Source organism: Flavobacteriales bacterium (assembly GCA_020635795.1).
Taxonomy (GTDB): Bacteria; Bacteroidota; Bacteroidia; order Flavobacteriales_E; family Vicingaceae; genus Vicingus.
In genome coordinates this window covers 827,480-852,008 of the sequence record JACJZD010000001.1, presented here as the reverse complement: position 1 = coordinate 852,008, position 24,529 = coordinate 827,480, and the positions used below count along the sequence as shown (strand labels likewise).

The 24,529-nt window shown below is 31.2% G+C and carries 20 protein-coding genes; 12 read left to right on the top strand and 8 right to left on the bottom strand.

Annotation, left to right across the window (positions count from 1 at the left end):
- Positions 1–22 precede the first annotated feature (22 nt).
- From H6589_03665 to H6589_03655, 3 genes are all read left to right on the top strand, one after another.
- Entirely contained in the window at positions 23–2,068 is a 2,046-nt protein-coding gene (locus H6589_03665; GenBank protein MCB9173683.1) for a M3 family metallopeptidase, read from the top strand.
- Between the two features lie 61 nt (positions 2,069–2,129).
- Complete coding sequence (locus tag H6589_03660) at positions 2,130–2,684, top strand: hypothetical protein (GenBank protein ID MCB9173682.1); 555 nt, start codon at positions 2,130–2,132, stop codon at positions 2,682–2,684.
- Positions 2,685–2,937: 253 nt separating this feature from the next.
- A complete protein-coding gene (locus tag H6589_03655; protein MCB9173681.1) occupies positions 2,938–3,984 on the top strand; it encodes a Fic family protein in 1,047 nt (348 codons plus the stop codon).
- Between the two features lie 36 nt (positions 3,985–4,020).
- On the opposite strand, the gene H6589_03650 is transcribed toward H6589_03655, so the two are convergent.
- The gene (locus H6589_03650; protein MCB9173680.1) at positions 4,021–4,425 is read right to left on the bottom strand and encodes an acyl-CoA thioesterase; all 405 of its coding nucleotides are present in this window, start codon (positions 4,423–4,425) and stop codon (positions 4,021–4,023) included.
- A gap of 113 nt (positions 4,426–4,538) precedes the next feature.
- On the opposite strand from H6589_03650, the gene H6589_03645 reads away from it, so the two are divergent.
- The 5 genes from H6589_03645 to H6589_03625 all read left to right on the top strand — a co-directional run bounded on the left by H6589_03645 (position 4,539) and on the right by H6589_03625 (position 9,280).
- A complete protein-coding gene (locus H6589_03645; GenBank protein MCB9173679.1) occupies positions 4,539–5,324 on the top strand; it encodes a 5'-nucleotidase C-terminal domain-containing protein in 786 nt (261 codons plus the stop codon).
- On the top strand, positions 5,290–6,237 hold the full coding sequence (locus H6589_03640; protein ID MCB9173678.1) for a metallophosphatase: 948 nt from the start codon (positions 5,290–5,292) through the stop codon (positions 6,235–6,237). Before H6589_03645 ends, H6589_03640 begins: the two co-directional genes overlap by 35 nt.
- Positions 6,238–6,476: 239 nt before the next feature.
- Positions 6,477–7,913: a chromosomal replication initiator protein DnaA gene (gene dnaA, locus H6589_03635; GenBank protein ID MCB9173677.1), complete on the top strand. Its 1,437-nt coding sequence runs from the start codon at positions 6,477–6,479 to the stop codon at positions 7,911–7,913.
- Positions 7,914–8,112: 199 nt separating this feature from the next.
- Entirely contained in the window at positions 8,113–8,577 is a 465-nt protein-coding gene (locus tag H6589_03630; protein MCB9173676.1) for a low molecular weight phosphotyrosine protein phosphatase, read from the top strand.
- Complete coding sequence (locus H6589_03625; protein ID MCB9173675.1) at positions 8,570–9,280, top strand: SAM-dependent methyltransferase; 711 nt, start codon at positions 8,570–8,572, stop codon at positions 9,278–9,280. The genes H6589_03630 and H6589_03625 overlap by 8 nt, the downstream gene beginning before the upstream one ends.
- 2 nt (positions 9,281–9,282) lie before the next feature.
- Here H6589_03625 and H6589_03620 read toward each other — a convergent pair whose 3' ends face one another.
- The 4 genes from H6589_03620 to uvrA all read right to left on the bottom strand — a co-directional run bounded on the left by H6589_03620 (position 9,283) and on the right by uvrA (position 15,165).
- Positions 9,283–10,617 (bottom strand): T9SS type A sorting domain-containing protein, encoded by a 1,335-nt coding sequence (locus tag H6589_03620; GenBank protein MCB9173674.1) that lies wholly within the window; start codon positions 10,615–10,617, stop codon positions 9,283–9,285.
- Between the two features lie 47 nt (positions 10,618–10,664).
- Positions 10,665–11,915, bottom strand: coding sequence for a glycosyltransferase family 2 protein (locus tag H6589_03615; protein MCB9173673.1), 1,251 nt, complete (start codon positions 11,913–11,915; stop codon positions 10,665–10,667).
- Between the two features lie 12 nt (positions 11,916–11,927).
- On the bottom strand, positions 11,928–12,278 hold the full coding sequence (locus H6589_03610; protein ID MCB9173672.1) for a hypothetical protein: 351 nt from the start codon (positions 12,276–12,278) through the stop codon (positions 11,928–11,930).
- 76 nt (positions 12,279–12,354) lie between these two features.
- Complete coding sequence (gene uvrA / locus H6589_03605; GenBank protein MCB9173671.1) at positions 12,355–15,165, bottom strand: excinuclease ABC subunit UvrA; 2,811 nt, start codon at positions 15,163–15,165, stop codon at positions 12,355–12,357.
- 223 nt (positions 15,166–15,388) lie between these two features.
- On the opposite strand from uvrA, the gene H6589_03600 reads away from it, so the two are divergent.
- The 3 genes from H6589_03600 to H6589_03590 all read left to right on the top strand — a co-directional run bounded on the left by H6589_03600 (position 15,389) and on the right by H6589_03590 (position 17,112).
- Positions 15,389–15,973, top strand: a complete 585-nt coding sequence (locus H6589_03600) for a sigma-70 family RNA polymerase sigma factor (protein MCB9173670.1) — start codon at positions 15,389–15,391, stop codon at positions 15,971–15,973.
- A gap of 132 nt (positions 15,974–16,105) precedes the next feature.
- Positions 16,106–16,306: a hypothetical protein gene (locus H6589_03595; GenBank protein MCB9173669.1), complete on the top strand. Its 201-nt coding sequence runs from the start codon at positions 16,106–16,108 to the stop codon at positions 16,304–16,306.
- A 74-nt stretch (positions 16,307–16,380) separates the two neighbouring features.
- Positions 16,381–17,112, top strand: a complete 732-nt coding sequence (locus tag H6589_03590) for a phosphatase PAP2 family protein (GenBank protein ID MCB9173668.1) — start codon at positions 16,381–16,383, stop codon at positions 17,110–17,112.
- A gap of 9 nt (positions 17,113–17,121) precedes the next feature.
- On the opposite strand, the gene H6589_03585 is transcribed toward H6589_03590, so the two are convergent.
- On the bottom strand, positions 17,122–17,907 hold the full coding sequence (locus tag H6589_03585) for a hypothetical protein (GenBank protein ID MCB9173667.1): 786 nt from the start codon (positions 17,905–17,907) through the stop codon (positions 17,122–17,124).
- A gap of 11 nt (positions 17,908–17,918) precedes the next feature.
- A complete protein-coding gene (locus H6589_03580; protein ID MCB9173666.1) occupies positions 17,919–18,869 on the bottom strand; it encodes a phosphatase PAP2 family protein in 951 nt (316 codons plus the stop codon).
- 107 nt (positions 18,870–18,976) lie between these two features.
- On the opposite strand from H6589_03580, the gene H6589_03575 reads away from it, so the two are divergent.
- The gene (locus H6589_03575) at positions 18,977–20,944 is read left to right on the top strand and encodes a sulfatase-like hydrolase/transferase (protein ID MCB9173665.1); all 1,968 of its coding nucleotides are present in this window, start codon (positions 18,977–18,979) and stop codon (positions 20,942–20,944) included.
- Between the two features lie 61 nt (positions 20,945–21,005).
- Here H6589_03575 and H6589_03570 read toward each other — a convergent pair whose 3' ends face one another.
- Positions 21,006–24,527 carry a M4 family metallopeptidase gene (locus tag H6589_03570; GenBank protein ID MCB9173664.1) on the bottom strand — a complete coding sequence of 1,174 codons (3,522 nt, stop codon included), beginning with the start codon at positions 24,525–24,527 and terminating at the stop codon, positions 21,006–21,008.
- Positions 24,528–24,529: the final 2 nt, after the last annotated feature.

The window sequence follows — 24,529 nt, the reverse complement described above, 5'->3', positions numbered from 1 at the left end:
ATTAAAAATAAAACCAAATTCAATGAATCCTCTTTTATCAGCGTTTAACACTCCTTATCATACAGCTCCATTTTCTCAAATAAAAAACGAACACTTTAAACCAGCAATTGAAAACGGAATTGCAGTAGCTCGTAAAGAAATTGATGCTATTGTTTCAAACACTGAAACACCTAGTTTTAAAAACACTATTGAAGCCTTAGATTTTAGTGGCGAGTTGTTAAGTACTGTTACTTCTGTATTTTTTAATTTAAATTCTGCCGAAACCAACGACGAAATTCAAAAAATTGCTCAAGAAGTTTCTCCTTTGTTAACCGAATACGCTAACGACATTGCACTAAACGAAGATTTATTTAAACGAGTAAAAGCTGTTTTTGAAAATGCAGCAATTAAAAAAGACTTAACTGCCGAACAAGCCATGTTGTTGGATAAAACCTACAAAGGTTTTGTTAGAAACGGAGCAAACTTAAATGATTCGGACAAAGAAACATTAAGAAAAATTGATAAAGAATTATCTAAGCTTTCGTTAAACTTTGGTGAAAACGTTTTGGCAGAAACCAACAAATACGAAATGCTTATCACCAACAAAGAAGATTTGGCTGGTTTACCAGAAGGCGTTGTTGAAGCTGCGGCAATAACTGCAAAAAGTAAAAATAAAGAAGGTTGGTTATTTACCCTGGCTTACCCAAGCTACATTCCTTTTATGACTTATGCCGAAAACCGAGCATTAAGACAACAACTTTACATGGCTAATGCTACAAAAAGCTGTAAAGGCGATGAGTTGGATAATCAACAAACCGTGTTACGAATAGTTGAATTGCGTTACCAACGTGCCAATTTATTGGGATATAAAAACCATGCCCACTTTGTGTTGGAAGAACAAATGGCACAAACGCCTGAAAAGGTTAAATCATTTTTAAACGATTTACTGCAAAAAGCAAAGCCTTTTGCCTTAAACGAAATGGATGAGCTTACAAAATTTGCTCAATCGATTGGTTTTGAAGATACAACATTACAAGCTTGGGATACCGCTTTTTATAAAGAAAAATTAAAACAAAAACTGTTTAGTTTAGACGATGAAATTTTAAAACCATATTTCAAATTGGAAAATGTGGTGGATGGTGTTTTTCAAGTTGCCAGTAAACTCTACGGCTTAAAATTCAAAGAAATTACCAATATCGACAAGTATCACCCTGAAGTAACCACTTACGAAGTAACCGACCAAAACAATGAATTGGTTGCCTTATTTTATGCCGATTTCCATCCGCGCGAAGGTAAACGAAACGGTGCTTGGATGACTTCGTTTAACGACCAATACATTAAAGACGGTAAAAACAACCGACCACACATTGTTAACGTGTGCAACTTTACCAAACCAACCGACACCAAACCATCATTGTTAACCTTTAACGAAGTAACTACCTTGTTTCACGAATTTGGACATGCTTTACATGGTATGTTAGCCAACACCGTTTATTCTAGCTTATCGGGCACAAGCGTTTACCGCGATTTTGTTGAATTACCATCGCAAGTATTAGAAAACTGGTGCTACGAAGAAGAAGCCTTAAAACTGTTTGCAAAACATTACCAAACCAATGAAATTATACCAATAGAGTTGATTGAAAAAATTAAAGCTTCAGCTAACTTTATGGAAGCTACCAACATTGTACGACAATTAAATTTTGGAATTTTAGACATGGCTTGGCACACCACCAACCCAAGTGAAATTAACAATGTTTTTGACTTTGAACACCAAGCCACTAAAGCAACTCAGTTAACTCCAATTGTAAAAAACACTTGTGTAAGCACAGCGTTTTCTCATATTTTTCAAGGAGGATATTCTTCAGGGTACTACTCTTACAAATGGGCAGAAGTGTTGGATGCCGATGCGTTCGACTACTTTAAAGAACACGGTATTTTTAACACTACCATAGCCGATAAATTTAAAGAGTTTGTGTTATCGAAAGGTGGCTCGGAGCACCCAATGGATTTATACATTAAATTTAGAGGTAAAGAACCTGATAGCAATGCCTTATTAAAAAGAGCTGGGTTGTTGGTTGAAACAGTTTAGTCACTAAAAATTGTATTTAATTATATTCTAGAAATTTCACCTATTCATTAATAGAAATCTCATGAAGAAATATTTTAGTTTTATTATCATAGCTGTTGTTATAAGTAGTTGTCTTAGTGTTAAAGATTATTTATATAGAAGAAAAAAAAATAGAGTTTATCATACAAATGAAAAAATAGTAAATGAAATTGATAATGAAATACTCAGTATTTCAGATACTATCCTAAAATTTTATTGTTCCGATTATGAGCTTTGCGATTCAATTTATAGAAATAAATATTGGATTTTTAAAAAAGATGGTACTTACTTTTTAAAAAATACAATATATAAAGACAAGAATAAAATAAGTATAAATAAAAGTCAACCTATTACTAATGTAAATGAGCTATTTGATTTTATTCATACCAACCGCCTTGACACTATAAATTCAGAACCAGAAACAGAATGGTGGTGTGACCATTGTGGCGGAATATCGATTAAATATATCATTTCAAACGATACTTTAATTGATACTTACTTAGAACATATGCAGATAACAAAAGGTGATAGTCTTCATTTAAAAAATAAACTAGCAAAAAAATTAATAAAATATCTAAAAGCAAATAAAAAGACCTAATAAAACATTTCATAGCTTTTAAAAAATGTTCTGGAGCCACACAAGGTTTGCCCATCTGCTATCGCAAGGTTACACCTTGTGATTCTAAAAATTTTCTTTCAATATAAAAGTTACTTCATTTTACTCTCCCGATGAATATTGGGAGTAAAATTTTTGTTCAGTATGACAATATAAATCAATTGCAAAAAATATATTGACAATATTTGTCAATTATATATTATTATTTACTAAATTTGTCATATTATAGTAAACCATGAGCAAATTAATCAACATATTAAAAACATTAAGAACCGAAAAAAATCTTTCAGTTAAAGAGGTTTCTGTTCAACTTGGTATGGATTACACGCTTTATAGTAGGTTCGAAAATGGTAGCCGAATTCCAAATAAAGAGCATATTATAAAAATAGCTAGTTTTTATAACATTGCCTTAAACGAATTGTTGGTGGTGTGGTTGAGTGAAAAAATATACAATGAAATAAAAGATGAAGAAATAGGCTTACAAGCACTTCAACTTGCCGAAAATAGAATTGCCTACGGAAAAACTACTTTTGTTAACCATAGTTTAATTGAAGAAATAAACCAACTCAAACAACAGCTTGACAAAATTAGACCTTTATCTAAAAGCCATATTAAAAAGTTATTTGAGTACTACAAAATTGAATATACTTTCGATAGCAATAGGATAGAAGGCAACACGCTTACATTGCAAGAAACGGCGTTGGTTGTTGAAAAAGGGCTAACCATTAGTGGTAAAACTGTTCAAGAACATTTCGAAGCTGTTAATCATGCCGAAGCCATTGATTTACTTTATGATTTTGTTGATGCCAACAGTGCTATAACCGAGCATTTAATTAAACAAATTCACGGATTAATTTTACGTGGTATCGATAAAGAAAATGCTGGCAGATATAGAAGTGTTAATGTTAGAATTTCTGGTAGTAAACATCTGCCTCCAGAACCCTACTTGCTTAACAAACTCATGGAAGATTACATCATTTTCTACAATGAAAATCACAACAAGTTACACCCTGTAATTTTAGCTGCAGAAATGCACGAACGCTTGGTTACTATTCATCCATTTATTGATGGAAATGGGCGAACTTCAAGGTTAATCATGAACTTGGTGCTTTTACAAGCTGGTTATCCAATCACAAATATTAGTAGCGAACGAGAAAACCGTTTGGCTTATTACAAAGCACTAGAAGATGTTCAAATAAATAAGGATAAAAAGCCTTTTTATGAATTTGTTGCTTCAAGCACCATTAAAAGTCTTCGTGATTTTATAAAAATGGCAGAATAATTATTCTGCCATTTATTTTTCCAATAAAAACCCAATTTAATAAAACTCCTTCAAGGCTTTTAAAAAGTGTTCTGGAGCAACACAAGGTTTCCCAGTAGTCATGCTTACAAAAACCAACGATGTTTTTGCTTCGTTAATCAATTCGTTTTTTTCGTTGTAACATTTGTACGAGAAGTAAATACGCACATTCGGCATCTCATCAATGGTGGTTTCTATTCGAATAATATCGTCGTAGAAAGCTGGTTTGTAATATTTAATTTGATACTCCAACACAGGCATAGCAATACCATCTAACTCCATTTGTTTGTAGGTCATACCCAACTTACGCAACGCCTCTACCCTTGCCACTTCAAAAAAAGCAGCATAATTACCGTAATAACAATATCCCATTTGGTCGGTTTCCGAATACCTAACCCTTACTGTATTTTCTGATTTATACATCATTATCTTTTAAAATTCATCTAAAGTTTTAAACTTTAGATGAATTGTTACACTAAACTATATCTACTTTTAGCTTCAAATCACTAAATTTGAGACAAAATAAGCTACAATAGTTGAAAAAACAGTCTTTTTATACCATTTCTTTTATTGCCTTTAGTTTCTTCCTTGTATTAAATGGATGCAAAACTAATGAAGGTTATACCGCCAAATCGAACACCATTAAAATTGATTCTACACTTAACAGCCTTGAATCTACCAAAACATTTATACAACCTTACAAAGAAAGTTTAGATGCCGAAATGAACGAAGTATTGGTGTATTCGGAAAAAGCCATGATTAAAGGAACTCCTGAAAGCGAACTCGGTAATTTTGTTGCCGATTTGAGTTTAAAAATAATTACTGAAAAATTTCCAGAGGCTAACATCGATTTTTGCTTACTCAACAATGGTGGTTTACGTACCAGTTTACCGCAAGGAGCTATTACAAGAGGTAAAATATTCGAATTAATGCCTTTTGATAATGAGTTAGTGATTGTTACTATTAATAGAGATGCCCTAAATATGTTAGTAGGTTACTTATATAGAGAAGGTGGTCAACCTATATCAAAAGGAATTACATTGGTTGAATATATTGAAATGAGAAGTGATGTGATGGATGCAAAGTTTTTAATTAAAGAAAGCAAGTATAGAAAAAACGAAACTTTCCAAATATTAACAACCGACTATTTAGCTGGTGGTGGTGATAAAATGTACTTCTTCTTAAACCCAATAAAAATTGAAAACACACAACTTAAATTAAGGGATGCCATTATTGAGCATTGTATCGAAGAACACAAAAAAGGCAATAAAATAAATGCTGAGTTAGATGAAAGAATATTCATACACAAGATTAACAAGTAGACGGAAATTCATCAAACAGTCCTTATTGGCTGGAGGTGGACTTTTAGCATTAAATGCTATACCATTATCTTCGTTTGCCTTAAAGGATAACAAATACACAAAAATCACCATACTTCACACCAACGACGTTCACAGCCACATTGAGCCTTTTCCGAACAACGACCCTAAATACCCAAATCTTGGAGGAGCTGCACGCAGAGCAGCCTTAATCAATAAAATTAGAAGCGAAGAACAACACGTATTGTTGTTAGATGCCGGAGATGTTTTTCAAGGAACGCCATACTTTAATAAGTACTTGGGTGAGTTGGATTTTAAGCTAATGAGTTTAATGCAATACGATGCTGCAACTATTGGAAACCATGATTTCGACAATGGCATTGATGGTTTAAAAAATATGTTGCCTCATGCCTCTTTTCCTTTTATCAATTCCAATTACGATTTAAGCAATACCTTATTAAATAATGATGTGCTAAAACATAAAACATTTATTAAAGACAACATTAAAATTGGTGTTTTTGGTTTGGGAGTGGAGCTAAATGGATTAGTGAGTAAAAATTTATATAAAGAAACGGTGTATTTAAACCCCATCGAAATTGCCAACCAAAAAGCTACTTTTTTAAAAGAAGAAGAAAAATGTGATTTAGTGATTTGTCTATCTCATTTAGGATATTCATACAAATCGAATACGATTAGTGATCTCATTTTAGCCGAAAAAACGCAGAATATTGACCTAATTATCGGTGGACATACCCATACTTTTCTAGAAAAACCTACCGAAATCAAAAATTTAGCTCAAAAAAAGGTATTAGTAAATCAAGTTGGTTGGGCAGGAATTAATTTAGGACGTGTAGATTTTTTCGTAACTACCAAGAAATCTGCAAGCTACTACCAATCAAGTGTACATCAAGTTTAGCTATAAATTTTATAGAGCAAAAAGTTTTAAAAAAACAATAGCAAAAAAGTTTTTTTTTTCACTTTTTTATTCAAATATTTGTTAGAGCGAAAAAATGAGGTGATTTTATTTCTCAAACACTTGATTTTAAAAGACTTTTAGTAAATTTAACCGTTGATAATTTTATTAACAACCAATTATTAAAATCTTAAGCTTAGAATAATATAGATTTAGTAACCAAAAAATAGGAGCGTTTTACAATGCAAAAAGATTTTACAACAGTATGGGATAATTGCCTTCAAATTATTAAGGATAATGTGAGCTTGCAAAGCTACAAAACATGGTTTGAGCCAATTAAAGCTGTAAAGTTGAAAGATAAAGTCTTGACTATTCAGGTTCCTAGTCAATTTTTCTACGAATGGCTAGAAGAACATTATGTAACCATTTTAAAGAAAACTATTAAAAAAGAACTAGGTGCTGAAGGAAGATTGGAATACAGTATTGTGATGGAAAATAACCAAAACAGTAGCAACAAACCATACACAGTAAAAATTCCTGCAACCAACAGACAAGCTTTAAAAAACAACCCAGTTAATATGCCTATTGATTTGAACAAAGACAAATCAATAAGAAACCCTTTTATTATTCCAGGTTTACAAAAAATAAATGTTGATTCACAATTAAACCCTAACTACTCTTTTAAGAATTTTGTTGAAGGTGATTGTAACAGATTAGCTCGTTCAGCTGGTTTTGCAGTAGCAAAAAACCCAGGTGGAACTGCTTTTAACCCATTATTGATTTATGGTGGTGTTGGTTTAGGAAAAACTCACTTGGCTCACGCTATTGGTATTGATGTGAAAAACAAATTCCCAAACAAAACGGTTTTATACGTTTCGTCAGAGAAGTTTACTCACCAATTTATTGATGCAGTTAGAAATAACGAACAAAACGATTTTATCCACTTCTATCAAATGATTGATGTGTTGATTATTGACGATGTTCAGTTTTTTGCTGGAAAAGCAAAAACACAAGATGTTTTCTTTCACATATTCAACCACTTACACCAATCAGGCAAACAAATTATTTTAACTGCTGATAAAGCTCCTGTTGAAATAATTGGCATGGAACAACGCTTGTTATCTCGTTTTAAATGGGGTTTAGCTGCAGATTTACAAGCTCCTGAATTGGAAACTCGTATTGCCATTTTAGAAATGAAAATGTACAACGAAGGTTTAGAATTACCTAAAGACGTTGTAGAATATATCGCTTACAGCATCACAACTAACGTTAGAGAATTAGAGGGTGCGTTGATTTCATTACTTGCTCAATCATCATTAAACAAAAAAGCAATCAATTTAGATTTGGCTCGCCAAATGGTTGACAAGTTTGTGAAAAACACAGCTCGTGAAGTTTCTATCGACTACATCCAAAAAGTGGTTTGCGATTATTTCGAAATGCAAATTGAAAATTTAAAATCAAAAACCAGAAAAAGAGAAGTGGTACAGGCTCGTCAAATAGCCATGTATTTTTCTAAACAAATGACTAAATCGAGCCTTGCAACAATTGGTATGCACTGCGGAGGAAAAGACCACGCAACTGTACTGCACGCTTGTAAAACAGTTAACAATTTAATGGATACCGACAAACGTTTTAGAGGTTACATCGAAGATTTAAAGAAAAAAATTAGCTTACAATAAGCTTTAAACAACTTACACTAACTAAACAGGAATCAATACGTTGATTCCTGTTTTCATTTAACCCAATGGGCTTCTTAAATCAGAAATACGAAACACCACAACACTACAAACCCATCAATAAAAAAGGGCAACGAAACATTTTCTATTTTATGATTTTAATTATAGTATCAACACTTGTTTACATTATCTCTTTTTATTTATGATTAAAGTTTTATTTGTCTGCTTGGGTAATATTTGTCGTTCAGCAATGGCACAAGGGGTGCTAGAACAAAAAGTGAAAGAACAAAACTTACCTGTCTTTGTTGATTCTGCAGGAACTTCAAATTACCACATAGGTGACCAACCTGATAAGCGAATGATAAAAAAAGGATTGGAATACAACATTGATATTTCATGCCAACGAGCTAGACAATTTACTGTTAATGATTTTGATGCGTTCGACTACATTTTTGCTATGGATAAAAGCAATTTCGATAACATTAACCGATTAGCAAGAAACAACTCCGACAAACAAAAAGTAAAGTTATATTTAGACTACTCCTACCCCAACCAACAAAAAAGTGTACCCGACCCTTATTATGGAGGCGAAGATGGATTTGAAGAAGTTTACCAATTATTGAATTACGCAACCGATATATTTATCAAATCAATTTCTCATGAATAATACAGGCATTTTATATTTAATTCCCATCACTTTAGGCGATGGTACATTTTCTCAAGTAATTCCAGAATACAACAATGCCATTATTAATGAAATTGATGTTTACATTGTTGAAAACATAAAAACTGCTCGTCGATTTTTAAAAAAAGCTGGTATTATTAAACCTATTGACGAACTTACTTTTTTTGAAATTGGTAAACGTAGCGAAACTGCCATGTACCCAAGCTATATTAAAGCTTTAGCTGAAGGAAAAAACATTGGAGTTTTATCAGAAGCGGGATGCCCTGGAGTAGCAGACCCAGGAGCAGAAATCGTAGCTCTAGCACAAGAAAAAAACTATAAAGTGGTTCCTTTGGTTGGTCCTTCATCTATTTTGTTATCTTTAATGGCAAGCGGTTTTAACGGACAAAGTTTTTGTTTTAACGGCTACCTACCAATCGAGCAAAAAGACAGAATTTACAAATTAAAAGATTTAGAGCGTTTGGCTTTTAGAGAAAAACAAACACAATTGTTTATCGAAACCCCTTATAGAAACATGCCTTTGTTAAAAGATATATTATCAACCTTAAACAACAACACCAAGCTCTGTATTGCAGTTGATATTACTTTAGCTACCGAAGAAATTTTCACCAAAAGCATTGAAGATTGGAAAAAAGAAACCAAACTCGATTTAAATAAAAGACCTTGCATATTTTTGATTGGGTAATTCTATTTTGTTTTAATAAATGTTTGTCTAGAAATACCTTTATCAGATTCTAATAATATAAAATAGTAACCTTGAGGCAATTTACTCAAATCAAGGACATCTTTATTCACACTATTATAACTCTTTGAGAGCAGTATCCTACCAAACAAATCAGTCAACCTCATTTTTGCAGTTACAGTCTCAGTCCCAAATGATATATTTAACAATTCATTTGCTGGATTTGGAAAGAGATTAAACCCAATAGTATTTATCTCATTAATCGAAACTACATTTACTGGTGATATGTTTGAATAAATACTTTCCACTTGAGTTTTTAAAGAACCAGCACTAGTACATGGCGAAGGAAGATTTACTCCAATAGCATAATATAAATTACCAGCAACAGGATTAACATCTACATAGGAATTAAACGAAGATGAAATGGAGTCATACAATACAATGTTTGTCGGCGATGTACCTCTGTAAATGTAATATGTAGCGTAATTAAACCCAACATAATTAGTCCAACTTAATTGAGGGTAGTTTGTTGTTAAATTAATTGATGACAATAAATGTATTGTTTTATGTGAATTACTCGTTTTCACATTACCACAAGTATCTATACTTAGCAATCGATATTTATAAGGTTGTTGTATTGGATTTGAAATAGTATCAGTAAATAATAGAGAACTTGCAGAATTCACAACTCCAATAGTTGAATAAACCCCTGCTGTAGTTGTTTCTTTTTGCACTTGGAAATCACCAACAAACAAAGAATCTTTAACCCAACTAACAATATTTTTATTAATTGAATGATCAGTTGTTATTTTACATAACTCAGTTGGAGGGAAATTACAAAAAATGCCTGTATCACAAGTATAACCAGCTCCACTTGTTTGTGAAAACTGAATTGTACCTGCCTGATTTGAGTAATTGGTAATCATTATCTTATAAATCCCTATCTGACTATTAGATATATTTATAGTCTCCGTTGGAGATGGATCATAACTACAATCCACGACATTAGACACATTTAAATTACAATCATCAAAAGTAGTTAATGGACCCCATGCTACAAAATCAGCATCTAATCCACTCCCCCCTATACCTGTTGCACTCATTGTGATGTCTATTGGAGCTGAACTACATTTATTTAAATACAACCATAGTGGATTAGGCTGGGTCGATAAACAATCATAATAAACTGTATCTTGATTTGATGTATTCGTATCTAAAGTATAACTATAAGTACTACCTGTTTCAAACAAAAAAGGCGTTGCACAAGTGTTTTGTGCATTGGTTTGAATTGAAAGTGAAATTAGAACGAAAAGAGTGAAAAACTGGAGTAACTTTTTCATAATAAATGATTTAAAGACATTCGAATTTACAGAATAAATATTGTAAATTATTCTTTTACATCTATTTTTCTAAGAATTGTTAACAATTCTTTTTCATTTTGAGAAGATAATTTTAATAGGTTTAACAACTCCTTTGCAGCATCTTCAACCCAAACATCTTTATAAAAATTATCACGTGAAAAATGCATAAACTTTAACACTTTAAAGGCATTAAACCAATTAAAGAACAGTTTTTTAAAGTGATTAAAAGACGTACTGTTATCTCTAATTTTTAAAATATTACCAGCAAAATCAATTGTTTTTAAATATTCTGAAACTGATTTAGGTAAATCAATAGATAGTTCGACAGACTCACTATGACAGAACAAATTATACAACTCATCCAAACTATCTACTAAAACTTTTAAATCTAAAAACGACTGAAAATCATAAGTAAGATAATCAGGGTTTTCTTGCCTTAAATAATTCTGCATGGCTCTACCAGTACCAAAAGGTACTCTATCAGAAATACGAGGTGAAGGAAAAATAGTGGTAGTTGTTAATTCTGTAAAACCGCCCAACACCATCATTTTTTGTAAAAAATAAAAATCTTCCCCTGCTTTTCGTTTATTCATTCCGCCTTGTTTTTGGTACGCTTTACTTTTTACAGCCATACTAGAACCAATGGTATGAAAAGCATAAGGAAAACCACAAAATTTCAGAGCGTTTTTATAATACCTTAAATGCAATTCGTAAGCAGCAATCGCTTCATAATTTTGTTTAGAAAATTCCTTTCCTTCAATAGGATGTTCAAAATGAATGGAGCAAGCTGGAGATTCTGGATGTTGTTTAAAATGTTTTTCCAATTCTACCAAATAATTGAGCTGACAAGTAGCATCTGCATCAAAACAAGCAATAATTCCATCTTTATTTAGTTCTTCAAATCGAATTACCGCCTCATCCATTCCAATTTTACGAGCCAATCCAACACCTGCATCTTTATCAGAAATATTTTTTACATCAATAAAGTGAAAATTTATCCAATCATTAACTTGTTCTGAACTCCATTTTAAAGCATCATTTAACATTTTAGTATTGGTTGCTACAACAACATCAGAGTCAGATGCTGCACTATTAAAAACAGTTGTCACTTCTACACTACAATCGGGTTTTTCACATTGGCTTAAACTCGATAATGCATTTAATAATCCCACCTCATTATAACAAGGAATTACCACTATTATACCTAAAGATTTTTTAGGATTAAGGGCTACAAAAGGTGTCTTGAAATAAAGGTGATGTTGCAAATAGAAACTCATTTGCAAATTAAATCATTTTTTCAGGAAAGTTTTTAACCAAACCTCTGCTTCTGGCTTTGTTTTGAAAAACTTTGTTGGCACAGATGGTTTATTAAATTTCAAATAAAAATTACCAATAATACGATGTGGTAACGAATCAAAAACATAAGCCTCAGCAATAGAATTTTTTAAACCATCAGCAGAAGCTCCAAACTCTCTAGCTTCTTTGGTAACATTCATGTATTTACCAATTAAGTGTAAAATAGGTACTTTCTTATTTTGAAGATAATCTTTGTAAGTATCCATTATTTGATAACAATCTTCTATTTCAAGTAATAATTGATGTTTAAAAACAACTTCAACTATTCCATCTTCTCGAAACAAAATACTACACGAACTTAATTTTATATGCTTTTTTATACCAATCAAAGAAATCCAATAATAATTGGCTTAAATTTAATCAATCTAACTTAGTTTTCAAATATTTACCTGTAAAAGATGCTTTACAAGCTATCATATTTTCAGGTAATCCCTCAAAAACGATGTGTCCGCCTTCTTCACCACCCACAGGACCAATATCTATAATCCAATCAGCACATTTCACAACATCTAAATTATGTTCAATAACAATTAACGAATGTCCTTGTGCAACTAAAGCATCAAATGCTTTCATTAGTTTTTTTATATCATGAAAATGCAATCCAGTTGTAGGTTCATCAAAAATAAAAAGAAGTTTTTGAGCAGTATCTTTTTTTCCTAAAAACGAAGCCAATTTTACTCGTTGTGCTTCTCCTCCACTTAATGTATTTGACGATTGTCCTAAATGAACATAACCCAATCCAACCTCTTGTAGCGTACTGATTTTTTGAACAATTTTAGCACTTATGTTCCCTTCTATTTGCTTAAAATAATCCATCGACTCATCAATGGTCATATCCAACACATCCGAAATAGTTGCATTGTTAATTTTTATTTCTAAAATATCGTTTTTAAATCGTTTTCCATTACATGCCTCACATTTCAAATGGATGTCGGACATAAACTGCATTTCTACCGTTATTTCACCTTCACCTTTACATGTTTCGCAACGACCACCATCAATATTAAACGAAAAATGAGATGGTTTTAATCGACGGGTTTTGGCTAATTTTTGAGAAGCAAACAAATTCCTAATATCGTCGTATGCCTTAATGTATGTTACAGGATTTGACCGCGATGATTTTCCTATTGGATTTTGATTAATAAATTCAACCCCTTTTATTTGGTTAATATCGCCTTCTATACGGTCAATTTTCCCCGAATTTTCAGCATACCCATCAAATATTTTTTTTACTGATGGTAATAAACAGTTTTTAACTAACGATGATTTTCCTGAACCACTAACCCCTGTGATAACCGTTAAAGTATGGAGAGGAAATTTAACATCAATGTTTTTTAAATTATTCTCTCTTGCTCCTTTAATCTCAATGTAATTATTCCATTTTCTTCGCTTTTTAGGAACTTCTATTTTTTCAATACCATTCATGTATTGAGCAGTCAAACTTTTTTTATCCTTTTCAAGCGCTTCTACATTACCTTGAAAAATGAGTTCTCCTCCTAAATGCCCTGCAAACGGACCTAAATCAATCACTTCATCAGCAGCTTTAATAATATCCTCATCGTGTTCAACAACAATAACCGTGTTACCAATATCTCTAAGGTTTTTAAGTACTTTTATTAAGTTCTCAGTATCTTTTGAATGCAATCCAATGCTTGGTTCGTCTAGTACATACATAGACCCAACCAAACTACTTCCTAATGAAGTTGCTAAATTTATTCGTTGTGATTCTCCTCCCGACAATGTTGAAGACAATCTATTCAAGGTTAAATAACCCAAGCCAACATCTTTTAAAAATTGTAACCTGCTTCTTATTTCAATTAACAAACGATGTCCTATTTCTTGTTCTTTTTTTGAGAGTGTAATTTTTTCAAAAAATTCCGACAAATGAGTAATTGACATTAACACCAAATCGGTAATGGAATGGTTATCAATTTTCACGTAATTAGCATCCTTTCGTAAACGAGTTCCTTTACAATCGGGGCAAACAGTTTTACCTCTGTATCTCGAAAGCATAACCCTATACTGAATTTTATAGCTTTCGGCTTCGAGCATTTTAAAGAAATCATTTAAGCCTTGAAAGTGTTTATTACCTTTCCATAAGAGTTCAATTTGTTCTTTACTTAAATCATAAATGGGTTTGTGGATAGGAAAATTAAACTCTGATGAGTTCATGACCAATTTATCTTTCCACTCCTTCATTTTGTCGCCCCTCCAACAAACAATGGCATCATCATAAACCGATAATGTTTTATTTGGTATTACTAAATCAACATCAATACCAATAACACTTCCATAACCTTCACACGTTTTACACGCACCAATAGGATTGTTGAAACTAAAAAAATGAGCGTTTGGTTCATGAAACTCTATTCCATCCATTTCGAACCTGTTGTTGAAATTTTTAGTAGTCAACTCATTATTTCTATCCACCACAATTTTACAAGTTCCTTGTCCTTCGTAAAAAGCAGTTTCAACACTTCCAAAAACTCTACTTTCGTTATCATCATTAGTATTTTCAATAATAAATCTATCAATCAACACGTCTAACGAAGCACCTGTAATTTGTTTTTCGGCAACCTGTTCAATACGTTCTATTTTATTGTTTATCCAAACCCTACTAAACCCTTGTTTCAACAATAAATCAAGCTGTTCTTTCGTGTCTTTATCTTTTAAATCTATGGTCGACAACAAATAAACCTTATCATTATCTTTTAATTGGTTGAACCATTTTACCACATCATTTACCGTTTCTCTTTTAACTAAATCGCCAGAAATGGGCGAAAAAGTAGTGCCAATTCGAGCAAACAGCAATTTCAAGTAATCATAAATTTCGGTAGATGTACCAACTGTAGAACGCTTATTTACAGTATTTACTTTTTGTTCAATTGCAATAGCTGGAGAAATACCGTAAATATGGTCAACATCGGGTTTTTCTATTTTACCTAAAAACTGACGAGCATAAGATGACAAACTCTCTACATAACGACGTTGACCCTCAGCAAATAAAGTATCGAAAGCCAAAGAAGACTTACCTGAACCCGACAAACCTGTAATTACAGTAAATTTATTTCGAGCAATAGCAACATCAATATTTTTTAAATTATGTACTCGCGCACCTTTAATGTAAATATGTGTTTTGGTATTGATTTTACTATCTTCGGTTAATTTCATTAAAGAGTCTGTTGCGTTAAATTTTGTTAAAAAAAACAAAATTACTGTTCTTTTTAGTAGTTTTGGTGGGTAACAAAAAATTAAATGCAACGTAAACGCAATAAACAGTAATTAGTTTACGTTTAATTTCAAACCAAAAAACCGCTTATAAGATATATCTACTTTTTTAAATTAAAATCCGAACATTTTAGGATTACATATTTTAACCTTAAAAGTAGATATTATGTTACTTTCAAAACTTTCAGAACAAGAGCTAATTCGTGCTTATATCAATGGCAATGAAAACGCTATCGAACAACTTATTCTAAGACATAAAAATAGAGTGTATTCTTACATTTATTATAAAGTCAAAGATGAGGAATTGGCTGAAGACATTTTTCAAGACACCTTTATTAAGGTTATTAATACCTTGAAAAAAGGAAACTATAATGATGAAGGAAAATTCCTTCCATGGGTTTTAAGAATTGCACACAACTTGGTTATCGACTTTTTCAGAAAAAATGCTCGAATGCCTGTAGTTAAAGGAAATGATGATTTTGACATTTTTGATGTACTCTCATCTCCCGATAAAAACATTGAACAAACCATTCAATCAACTCAAGTTTATAAGCACTTGAAAAGTTTGATTAAACATTTACCTAACGATCAAAAAGAGGTAATAATGATGCGAATGTATTTTGACATGAGTTTTAAAGAAATTGCTGATATGACCAATGTTAGTATTAACACATCACTTGGTAGAATGAGGTATGCACTCATTAATTTACGAAAGATGATTGAGGAAAAAAATATCTCTTTAGCGATATAAAAATATAGTAAATTTTGTTTTTAGTTAATTGTAGAAAATCCTGGAAAAATATTTCAGGATTTTTTAATTTAAAGGCAATATGATTAAAAATTAGTCGTTTATATGCTAAATTAATCTAAAATAAAAACGCCTATGCAAACTTTTACTCATTTAGAATTTATAGAATTAGATCAAAACGAAAAATCATTAAAAGCAACATTAAGTCAATTAGAAGAAAACGATGCTCCGTTTTCTCCAAAAAAACAAACCATCGATAACATATTAAACTACTCAAAAGCTTTGAGTGTTAAAAAATCGAAACATGTTGAATTTATTGAAACGATTTTAAACTAATCAAAATAAAATTCTGCAGCATTTTAAAGAGGTTGATTTCAATATCAGCCTCTTTTTTGTATAGCTTTGTTTCAATGAAAAAAAGTAGTTGGTTTTTAATGGTAATACTTCTATTATCTATTGGTTTAAATGCTCAAACCGATACAACTTTTGCTGAATCAAAGAAAAGCAAGTCCATCATTAAAAAAAGTATTTTACCTGCTACATTAATTTTAACAGGAGTGGCTTTAAACAACAGTGATTTTGAAAAACAATTCACCAAAGATGTAAGAAATAAAGTAGGAAATGACTTTGAGTTTAAAATTGACGATTATATACAATACGTACCAACAATACAAATGTATGGAGCAGATATGCTTGGTATTCCATCCAAAAACCATTGGTTCGACCAAACCAAGTATTTAGCCATTAGCCATTTAGCTACAGCTATAATTGTACATTCTTTTAAGAGAGGTGTTAATAAAACTCGCCCAAATAATGGTCCACACTCTTTTCCATCGGGGCACACTGCCACAGCATTTACAGGTGCAACAGTACTGTTTCAAGAATTTAAAGAAACCAGTCCTTTTTTAGCTTACAGTGGCTTTGCATTTTCAACAACTACTGGTGCTTTTAGAATAATTAACAATGCTCATTGGTTATCGGATGTAGTTACAGGTGCTGGAATAAGTATTTTAGTGGTAAACTTGGTTTATCATATTGAACCACTAAAGAATTTTAACCCTTTTAAAAAGGATAAAACCACTTCTTTAATTCCTTATTACAATCAGAATGAATTTGGTTTTTATTTTTCAAAAACGTTTTAAAAACCTGATTTAATCTTCAAAATTATCATTGGATAAATCAAATGGATTAATACCATAGAAAAAACCATTGTAAAAACTTACATTTAAGGGTATTTTCATCTTCTTTATTTGAATTAACTTTTCATTATCATCAAAAAAATGAACTTCTAATATTTTACCCTGTTCGAAAATTACACTATTTGTTAACTTACCTTCTTTACTCCAAAACTTCCATTCACCAAGAGCAATTTCTTTATTTTCATAATAACCATCTAGATATGTTTTATCATTACGTACCTCTCCTTGATATCGTAACTTACCATTACAATGAAATCCTCTTTGTATATAATTTAAAGAATCAAAAAACATTTCAGAATACAATTCTCCTTCAGAGCAGTAGGAAGAAGAATATCCTGTCTTATTAGTGTTATTTAATTGATTATATCTTTTAATTCTTCCGTCATTATAATATTCAATTGAGATTCCCGTCCCTTTATTTTCGACAGTATAATATTTTAACATCCCATTTTCATAAAGGTCTAAATTCACACCATCTGTAAAACCTTCAATATCAAAATTTGTTATACTTCGAATCTGACCTCCTGAAAAAAATATAATAGTTTTACGATGTTTATTAGAATCATCATAATAAAATAATTTCTCAATATTTCTATTTTCAAAGTATAATGTATCTACTCTTGAAACTATATAATTCTCTAGCCTTTCACTAATTTTAATCATAGCTTTAGACACTTCATTTTGAGAAGAAGCATTGAAACTAGAAAATAATAAAAAAGAAAAAAATATTTTTTTCATTGTAAATCGTTTTAAAACACCGCTTTAATTCCATAAACTGGAGTACCGTATAAACTCGACACAAAAAATTGAGGATGTATTTTTGTTTGATGGTAAGAAGTAGTTGATGTATCAATCCGTTTTATTCTTCGGTTTACCGATACCGTAGCAACAGAATAACCAATTAAAATTCCCAATGGGTAATCGGACGCCCAATGTACTCCACTATTCATCATTTCAATACCCATTAAAGTAGCCATGGTATAACCTAAAGGTTTAACCCATCTTGCTTCTGGGTAATTTTTAGACACAACCGTTACTGCTGCAATTATTGTAGCCATATGTCCAGAGGGCATTGCATCATAATAGGCAGTATGTTTCATATAATCTCGTTGATTTGGAAAAAAATTCCATTCACCCCCATCAACAGTTGATTGGTTTGGGCTTTGTCTACCAAAAACACGCTTCAATCCTTGTGTCATAACACCAAGTGTAAGTAAGCTTTCACCTATCTCAATAGAAGTATGAATTGCTCTATAATCGTTTCTTATTAACCCAGTAGTCAATAATCCACCAGCAACTAAAAGCGAAATACTACCATGCCCAAAATGGTAAAAAGTTGCAGAAATATTGGTTGGGTACTCCATCAACCCAAAAATCTTTTTGTACTGATGTCTTCTTGAAAGATTTAAAGAATAAGAAATATTCTCCACATGTCCAATTAAATCTTGATCAGGAGGAATTAGAATGCCTGTTGATGCTATAGCAATTCCAACCCATGCAATATTTTTTTTATCCTTAAAGCCCCTTCCTAAATCCAAATAATTTTTTGGAATATTTGTAACCCCATCAAACAATTTTGGTTTTGCATAACCATACTGTAAGTTCTCATTTATCTGGTAATATTGAATACCAGACGAATCGTTTTGGCATTGAGCTACCAATGCAAAAAATAATAACAGATATGTAAAGTAATTCCTCAACTAATCTTTTTTTAAAACAATATTAAACCCTTTTAAAATAATGAGCACAAAGAACAACAACAAAAATCAAGTCTTTATTGTTATTTTTGTTGAAATATAACCTTTCTATGAACAAGTTTAAAGACTTATTTTTTCAAAAACGACTTTCATTACTTTATTTTTTCGCTTTGTTTTTTCTGGTTTTTTCAGAAATAACTAGACTAGCATTTTATATTTGGTCGTTCGAATTTATTGATTTTTCGATAATTAGCTTCTTCAAGATTTTGTTAATGGGTTTATTCTTTGACCTTGGAGTTATTTCATATTTTTTACTTCCCTATTTGATCTATTTATTAATTACCCCAAATAAACTTGTGGGTAGTAAATTTGACAAGTACATTACCTACTTTGCTTATTTTGTAGGTTTAACCATATTCACTTTTAGTTTTTTAGCTGAATTTACCTTTTGGGATGAGTTTAAATGCCGATTTAACTTTATTGCCGTTGATTATTTGATTTACACTTTTGAAGTAGTTCAAAACATACACCAATCCTATCCTTTGTACATATTATTACCAAGTGTTATTTTAGTGGTATGCCTGTTTATTTACTTAACAGCTAAACAAGGTATTTTCAATAACACTTTCTCTTCAACATTATTATTAAAAACTAAAGCAACCGTACTTTTATTGGTATTAGCCGTATCAATCTTATTCACTTTGTTTATTACCAACAAAGATGCCGAATGGTCGTTAAACAGATATGAGAATGAATTAAGTAAATCAGGAATTTACTCGTTTTTTGCAGCTTTTAGAAATAATGAGTTGAGTTATACCGAGTTTTATACAACAAGAGATCTGGATGAGTCTTTTACAACATTAAAAGAATTAACACTTGCTGAGAATGAAACATATTTAACAGATAGTTTATATAGTCTAAAAAGATTAGTAAAAAATGAAGGTGAAGAACTAAAACCAAACGTTATATTTATTTGTATTGAAAGTTTTAGTGCTGATTTTATGAAAAGGTTTGGAAATGAATATAACATCACTCCATTTTTAGACTCTTTATCTCAGAATAGTATTTTTTTCAACAATATATTTGCAACTGGTACAAGAACTGTTACAGGAATGGAAGCGATTACACTATGTATTCCTCCTTCGCCTGGTAGAAGTATTGTTAAAAGAGCAAACAATACAGGATTATTTACTATTGGGTCTATTTTTAAACAAAAAAATTATAAAAATGTTTTCTTTTATGGAGGAGATGGGTACTTCGACAACATGAACCAATATTTTGGTGGTAATGGTTTTGATATTGTTGATCGAGGTAGAGGTTTTCTATTAGGGGATGATTTCAACTCAAAAAGAACCAATATTAATGATGACGAAGTTCAATTCGAAAATGCTTGGGGGGTTTGTGATGAGGATATTTATAGTAAAGTAATTAAAGAAGCCGATAAAGATTATGAGAACAATCAACCTTTTTTCAATTTTGTAATGACAACTTCTAATCATAAGCCATACTCATATCCAGAAGGAAAAATTGATATCCCATCAAAACAAAGTCGTGAAGGTGCTGTAAAATACACCGATTACGCTATTTACGATTTTATTGAAAAAGCAAAGAAAAAACCATGGTTTAGTAATACCGTTTTTGTCATCATGTCAGACCATTGTGCTTCTAGTGCTGGAAAACAAGAGCTTGATGTATCAAAATATCATATTGCAGCTTTTATATACAATTTACCGAATACAGAAAATAAGGAAATAAGTACATTTTGTTCTCAAATAGATTTTTTTCCTACTCTTTTTGGGTATTTAAATTGGAGCTATACCACTCAACTATTTGGGAAAGATGTTAGAAAAATGAAACCAACGGATGAAAGAACCTTTATTGGTAATTATAGAAAAATGGGGTACATGAAAGAAAATAAATTAATGGTTTTAGGTGATATGAAATCTGCCAATTATTACGAATGGGATAAATCATCAAACATATTAACACTATTACCTGAAAACGAACAAGCGATAAAAGAAGCGGTCTCTTATTATCAAACTAGAGATTATTTATACCAGAATGGGTTACTAAAATAGATTAGTAGTTTTTGTTTATTCAATGCAAAAGTTATACTAAATTCAGTTGATTCAGTTATATTTAGTTTGTTTTTAGTATTTTATTAACATACGATCCATTTATATTTTTTAATAAAAGAAAATATATTCCTTTTGACTTTCCTTCCATGCTAATATTATGGTTTTTTACCTCTCCATTTATGTTTAACATTTCATTATAAACTACTTGCCCTAAACTACTAACAACCATTAAGTGATACTCCCCTTTTCGTATGTTGTTAAACTTTACTTCTATTTTATTGTTTGAATTATTAAAATATGATAAAATATGAGATGACAAATTCAATTCATCTATTCCTACACAAGAATTAACAACTGCTACAACAGGAACTCTCGGGCTTGAACAACCAGGCTCATATACTTTCCAATCATAAAAAAAATTATAATAACCAGAGGGATTATTACCTCTAATAATAGATGCTAAACCATTTAATGTATATGGATAGCTTATTGAACCAGTATTTTGATATAATTTAGGGCCTAATGGGATTGTAGGATTAGTTATATTTAAATAATAAGCACCAGGTTCTAATTTAAAATTTAATTCAACGATTTGTTCTCCAATATTTACATAATTGGTGCTTGAACGTAATTGTAAAGAAAAAGTAGAATCAGCTATTATTATATTAAGATTACCAGCAGTTTGAGCATATATTTTTACTGACTGAATAATTATTGTTTTATAAACTCTAAAAAATAAACCTCCACTATTAGAATAATTTCCCGATCCTGTATTATCAATTTTACCTAAACTTTGTACAGGTCCATCAAGCACGTCTGAAACATAATATGTTTTTGATGTATTTAATATTGGAGTAGTGAAGTTATTTCCGGTTGCCAAAAGGGGGAATGAATTTGAAGGATGATCATACCACCTAAGAGTTCCTTGCCCAATAGCCGATAAATAGGCTGTAGTATCACTACAAATAGTATCACCCATTACAGTAGGTACCACAGGAATATTTACATAAATATAATCTGTTTTCGTTTCTGTTGATGTTCCAAAAGAGTTAGTAGCAGTAAGTTTAACTGTATATATTCCTGAAGTTTGATAGTAATGAATAGGATGTTGAATACTAGATACTGCTCCATCACCAAAATCCCATATCCAATTAGAAGCACCATTGGCTGAAAGATCGGTAAATCTTACCATTCCCCAACAAGTTGAATCAACATCAGAAACAAAATCAGCAACGGGTGCTAGGGTACTTTCAATACATGACCACTCTATCTCAAACCCTTTATTTTGTATCGCATTATCCGATATAAACACCAATGTTAATGCATTACCAGTTGAATTAATTGTTGATGGAGGTAAATTATTGTTACAAAATATTCCAATGAGAGGTGAGGAAGTTGATGGACCATCATAAATCTTCAAAAAATCATAATCACATATTAAACCACCTTGACTTCCTGCTTCTACATCAAACATTATAAAATCTAAACTCACTTGTTGCGACCCTGGAGGTTGAATAAGAATTTGAAACTCACTAGCCCCTAGATAATTTGAGCATGCCCCCCCATTATCAAATAACCTACCCTTACAATCTGTAATATTTAAAAATCCAAATTGAGCTGGTGTAGAAGTATTACAAAGAGCCATCGAATCAATATTTATGTAATTTGTTTTAATTAATGAATCTGTACCACAGTTGTTTCCTCCATCGACTTTTAATTTAACAGAATAAACTCCATAATTGTTATAAGTATGAGAAGGAGAATAAACAGAGCTTGTGTCTCCATCTCCAAAATCCCATAAATATGAAACTCCATTTTGACTATTATTTGAAAAATCTACCGTATAAGGTACTTCACAAGAATTAATATAACATGCTTCAAAATCACTATACGCGCCTGTCATATAAGCATCTCCAACACCAACAGCATACCATGCATTTGTTACAGATTCTACTTCAACTGAGCATTCCCCATATAAATCTACTGCTGCTTGAATAGAAAAAAATCTGGCATCCTGATAATTTGAACTCGGCGTTAAATAAACTGATAAATTTCTATAAGCGATTTCAGCAGCTTTATCTAATCCTAATCCATTTACAAAATATGTATTCCCAATATCATTAATACCATTGCCTCCATTTACCAAAAGTACATACCAAAAATTTTGAACCCCACTATTTGTATGTACACCATCATTATCCCATCCTCCCCAACCTATAGGATGCCAAAAATCTCCAAGATATGTATCTGGATTATCAAATTGGTTAGGATTTGTCATATTTCTAATTCCTACTCCATTAACTTCCTCTCCTATTAACCAATTTGCGACAGAAGGTCTTGAAACATAATCAATAGTGACTCCAAAAATATCGCTAAATGACTCGTTTAATGCACCTGATTCGGCAAAATAAATTAAATCAGCAGTAAAATTTGTCATTCCATGAGTGATTTCATGTCCCACAATATCAATTGAGGTAAAAGGAGAAGTGTTATTAGAAAGAAGTCCATCCCCATATACCATCCTTGTTCCATCCCAGAATGCATTTTGGTAATTATTAGCGTAATGAGTATAACTGTCTAATCTAAAACCATTTCCATCGATACTATTTCTTCCGTGTTTATTTAAATAATAATCGTACGTCATTTCAGCACCCCAATGAGCATCTAAGACATAAGAATCAATACCAGTTAAATTCCAATTAGCGTTTGAATTTATAAAATCTATATTGTTAAAAACGGTATCATTATTACAATTAAAAGTTCTAATTCCATTCCCTCTACCTATTTCTTGCAACCGATAAATATTACTTCCCAAACTATCACTAGTTATAACTTGTAAACCACTATAAGCAGTTTGTGCAGTACCAACTTCATCAACATGTTGAATCTTATTTTCAGCAAAAAGTATTTCACCTGTTATTGCATCAACATATACTTCTTGACGAGAAATTGGTTGATGAGCATAGATATTAAATTTATAAGCAACTCTAAGTTCATTAGTGATTTTACCATCTTTTGAAATAAATACTAAATCAGCTTGAGGATAATAAGTAGCATCATTATTTTCTGTTGACCACTTTAAATGTTTTTCCTCCAATTCAACTTCCCACTTATAAGTTTCGGCATTAATAAAATTTAAAGCGAAACTAATTGCTTCCTGTTCAGTAATAGCTATTGAATTAGAACCAACAGCGTTATCAAATAATTCACCATTCATAGATTTTATTAATCCTTTTTTGGTATGAACAATAAACATACTGAGTCTCACTGGAATATTATTTATGGTCTGGCGATACCGATAATGAGTAAAATCTAAATTATCATTTTCAATATTTATCAGCTCTAATCCATAATTATAATCTAATTTATAAAAATTACTTAAAAATGAACTTAATTTATCAAATGGTAATTCTTCTCCTTTTTTAAATTTAACATAATTAGGTATTGATGAAAACTCTTTAAAACGAACCTCTAAACTACCACGAACAACTTCATTAGCTCCTTTTCCATATAATACTGTATTTTTAGATTGAGTAACATCATGAAATAATAAAATTATTAGAATAACTAGAGCTATACGCATAT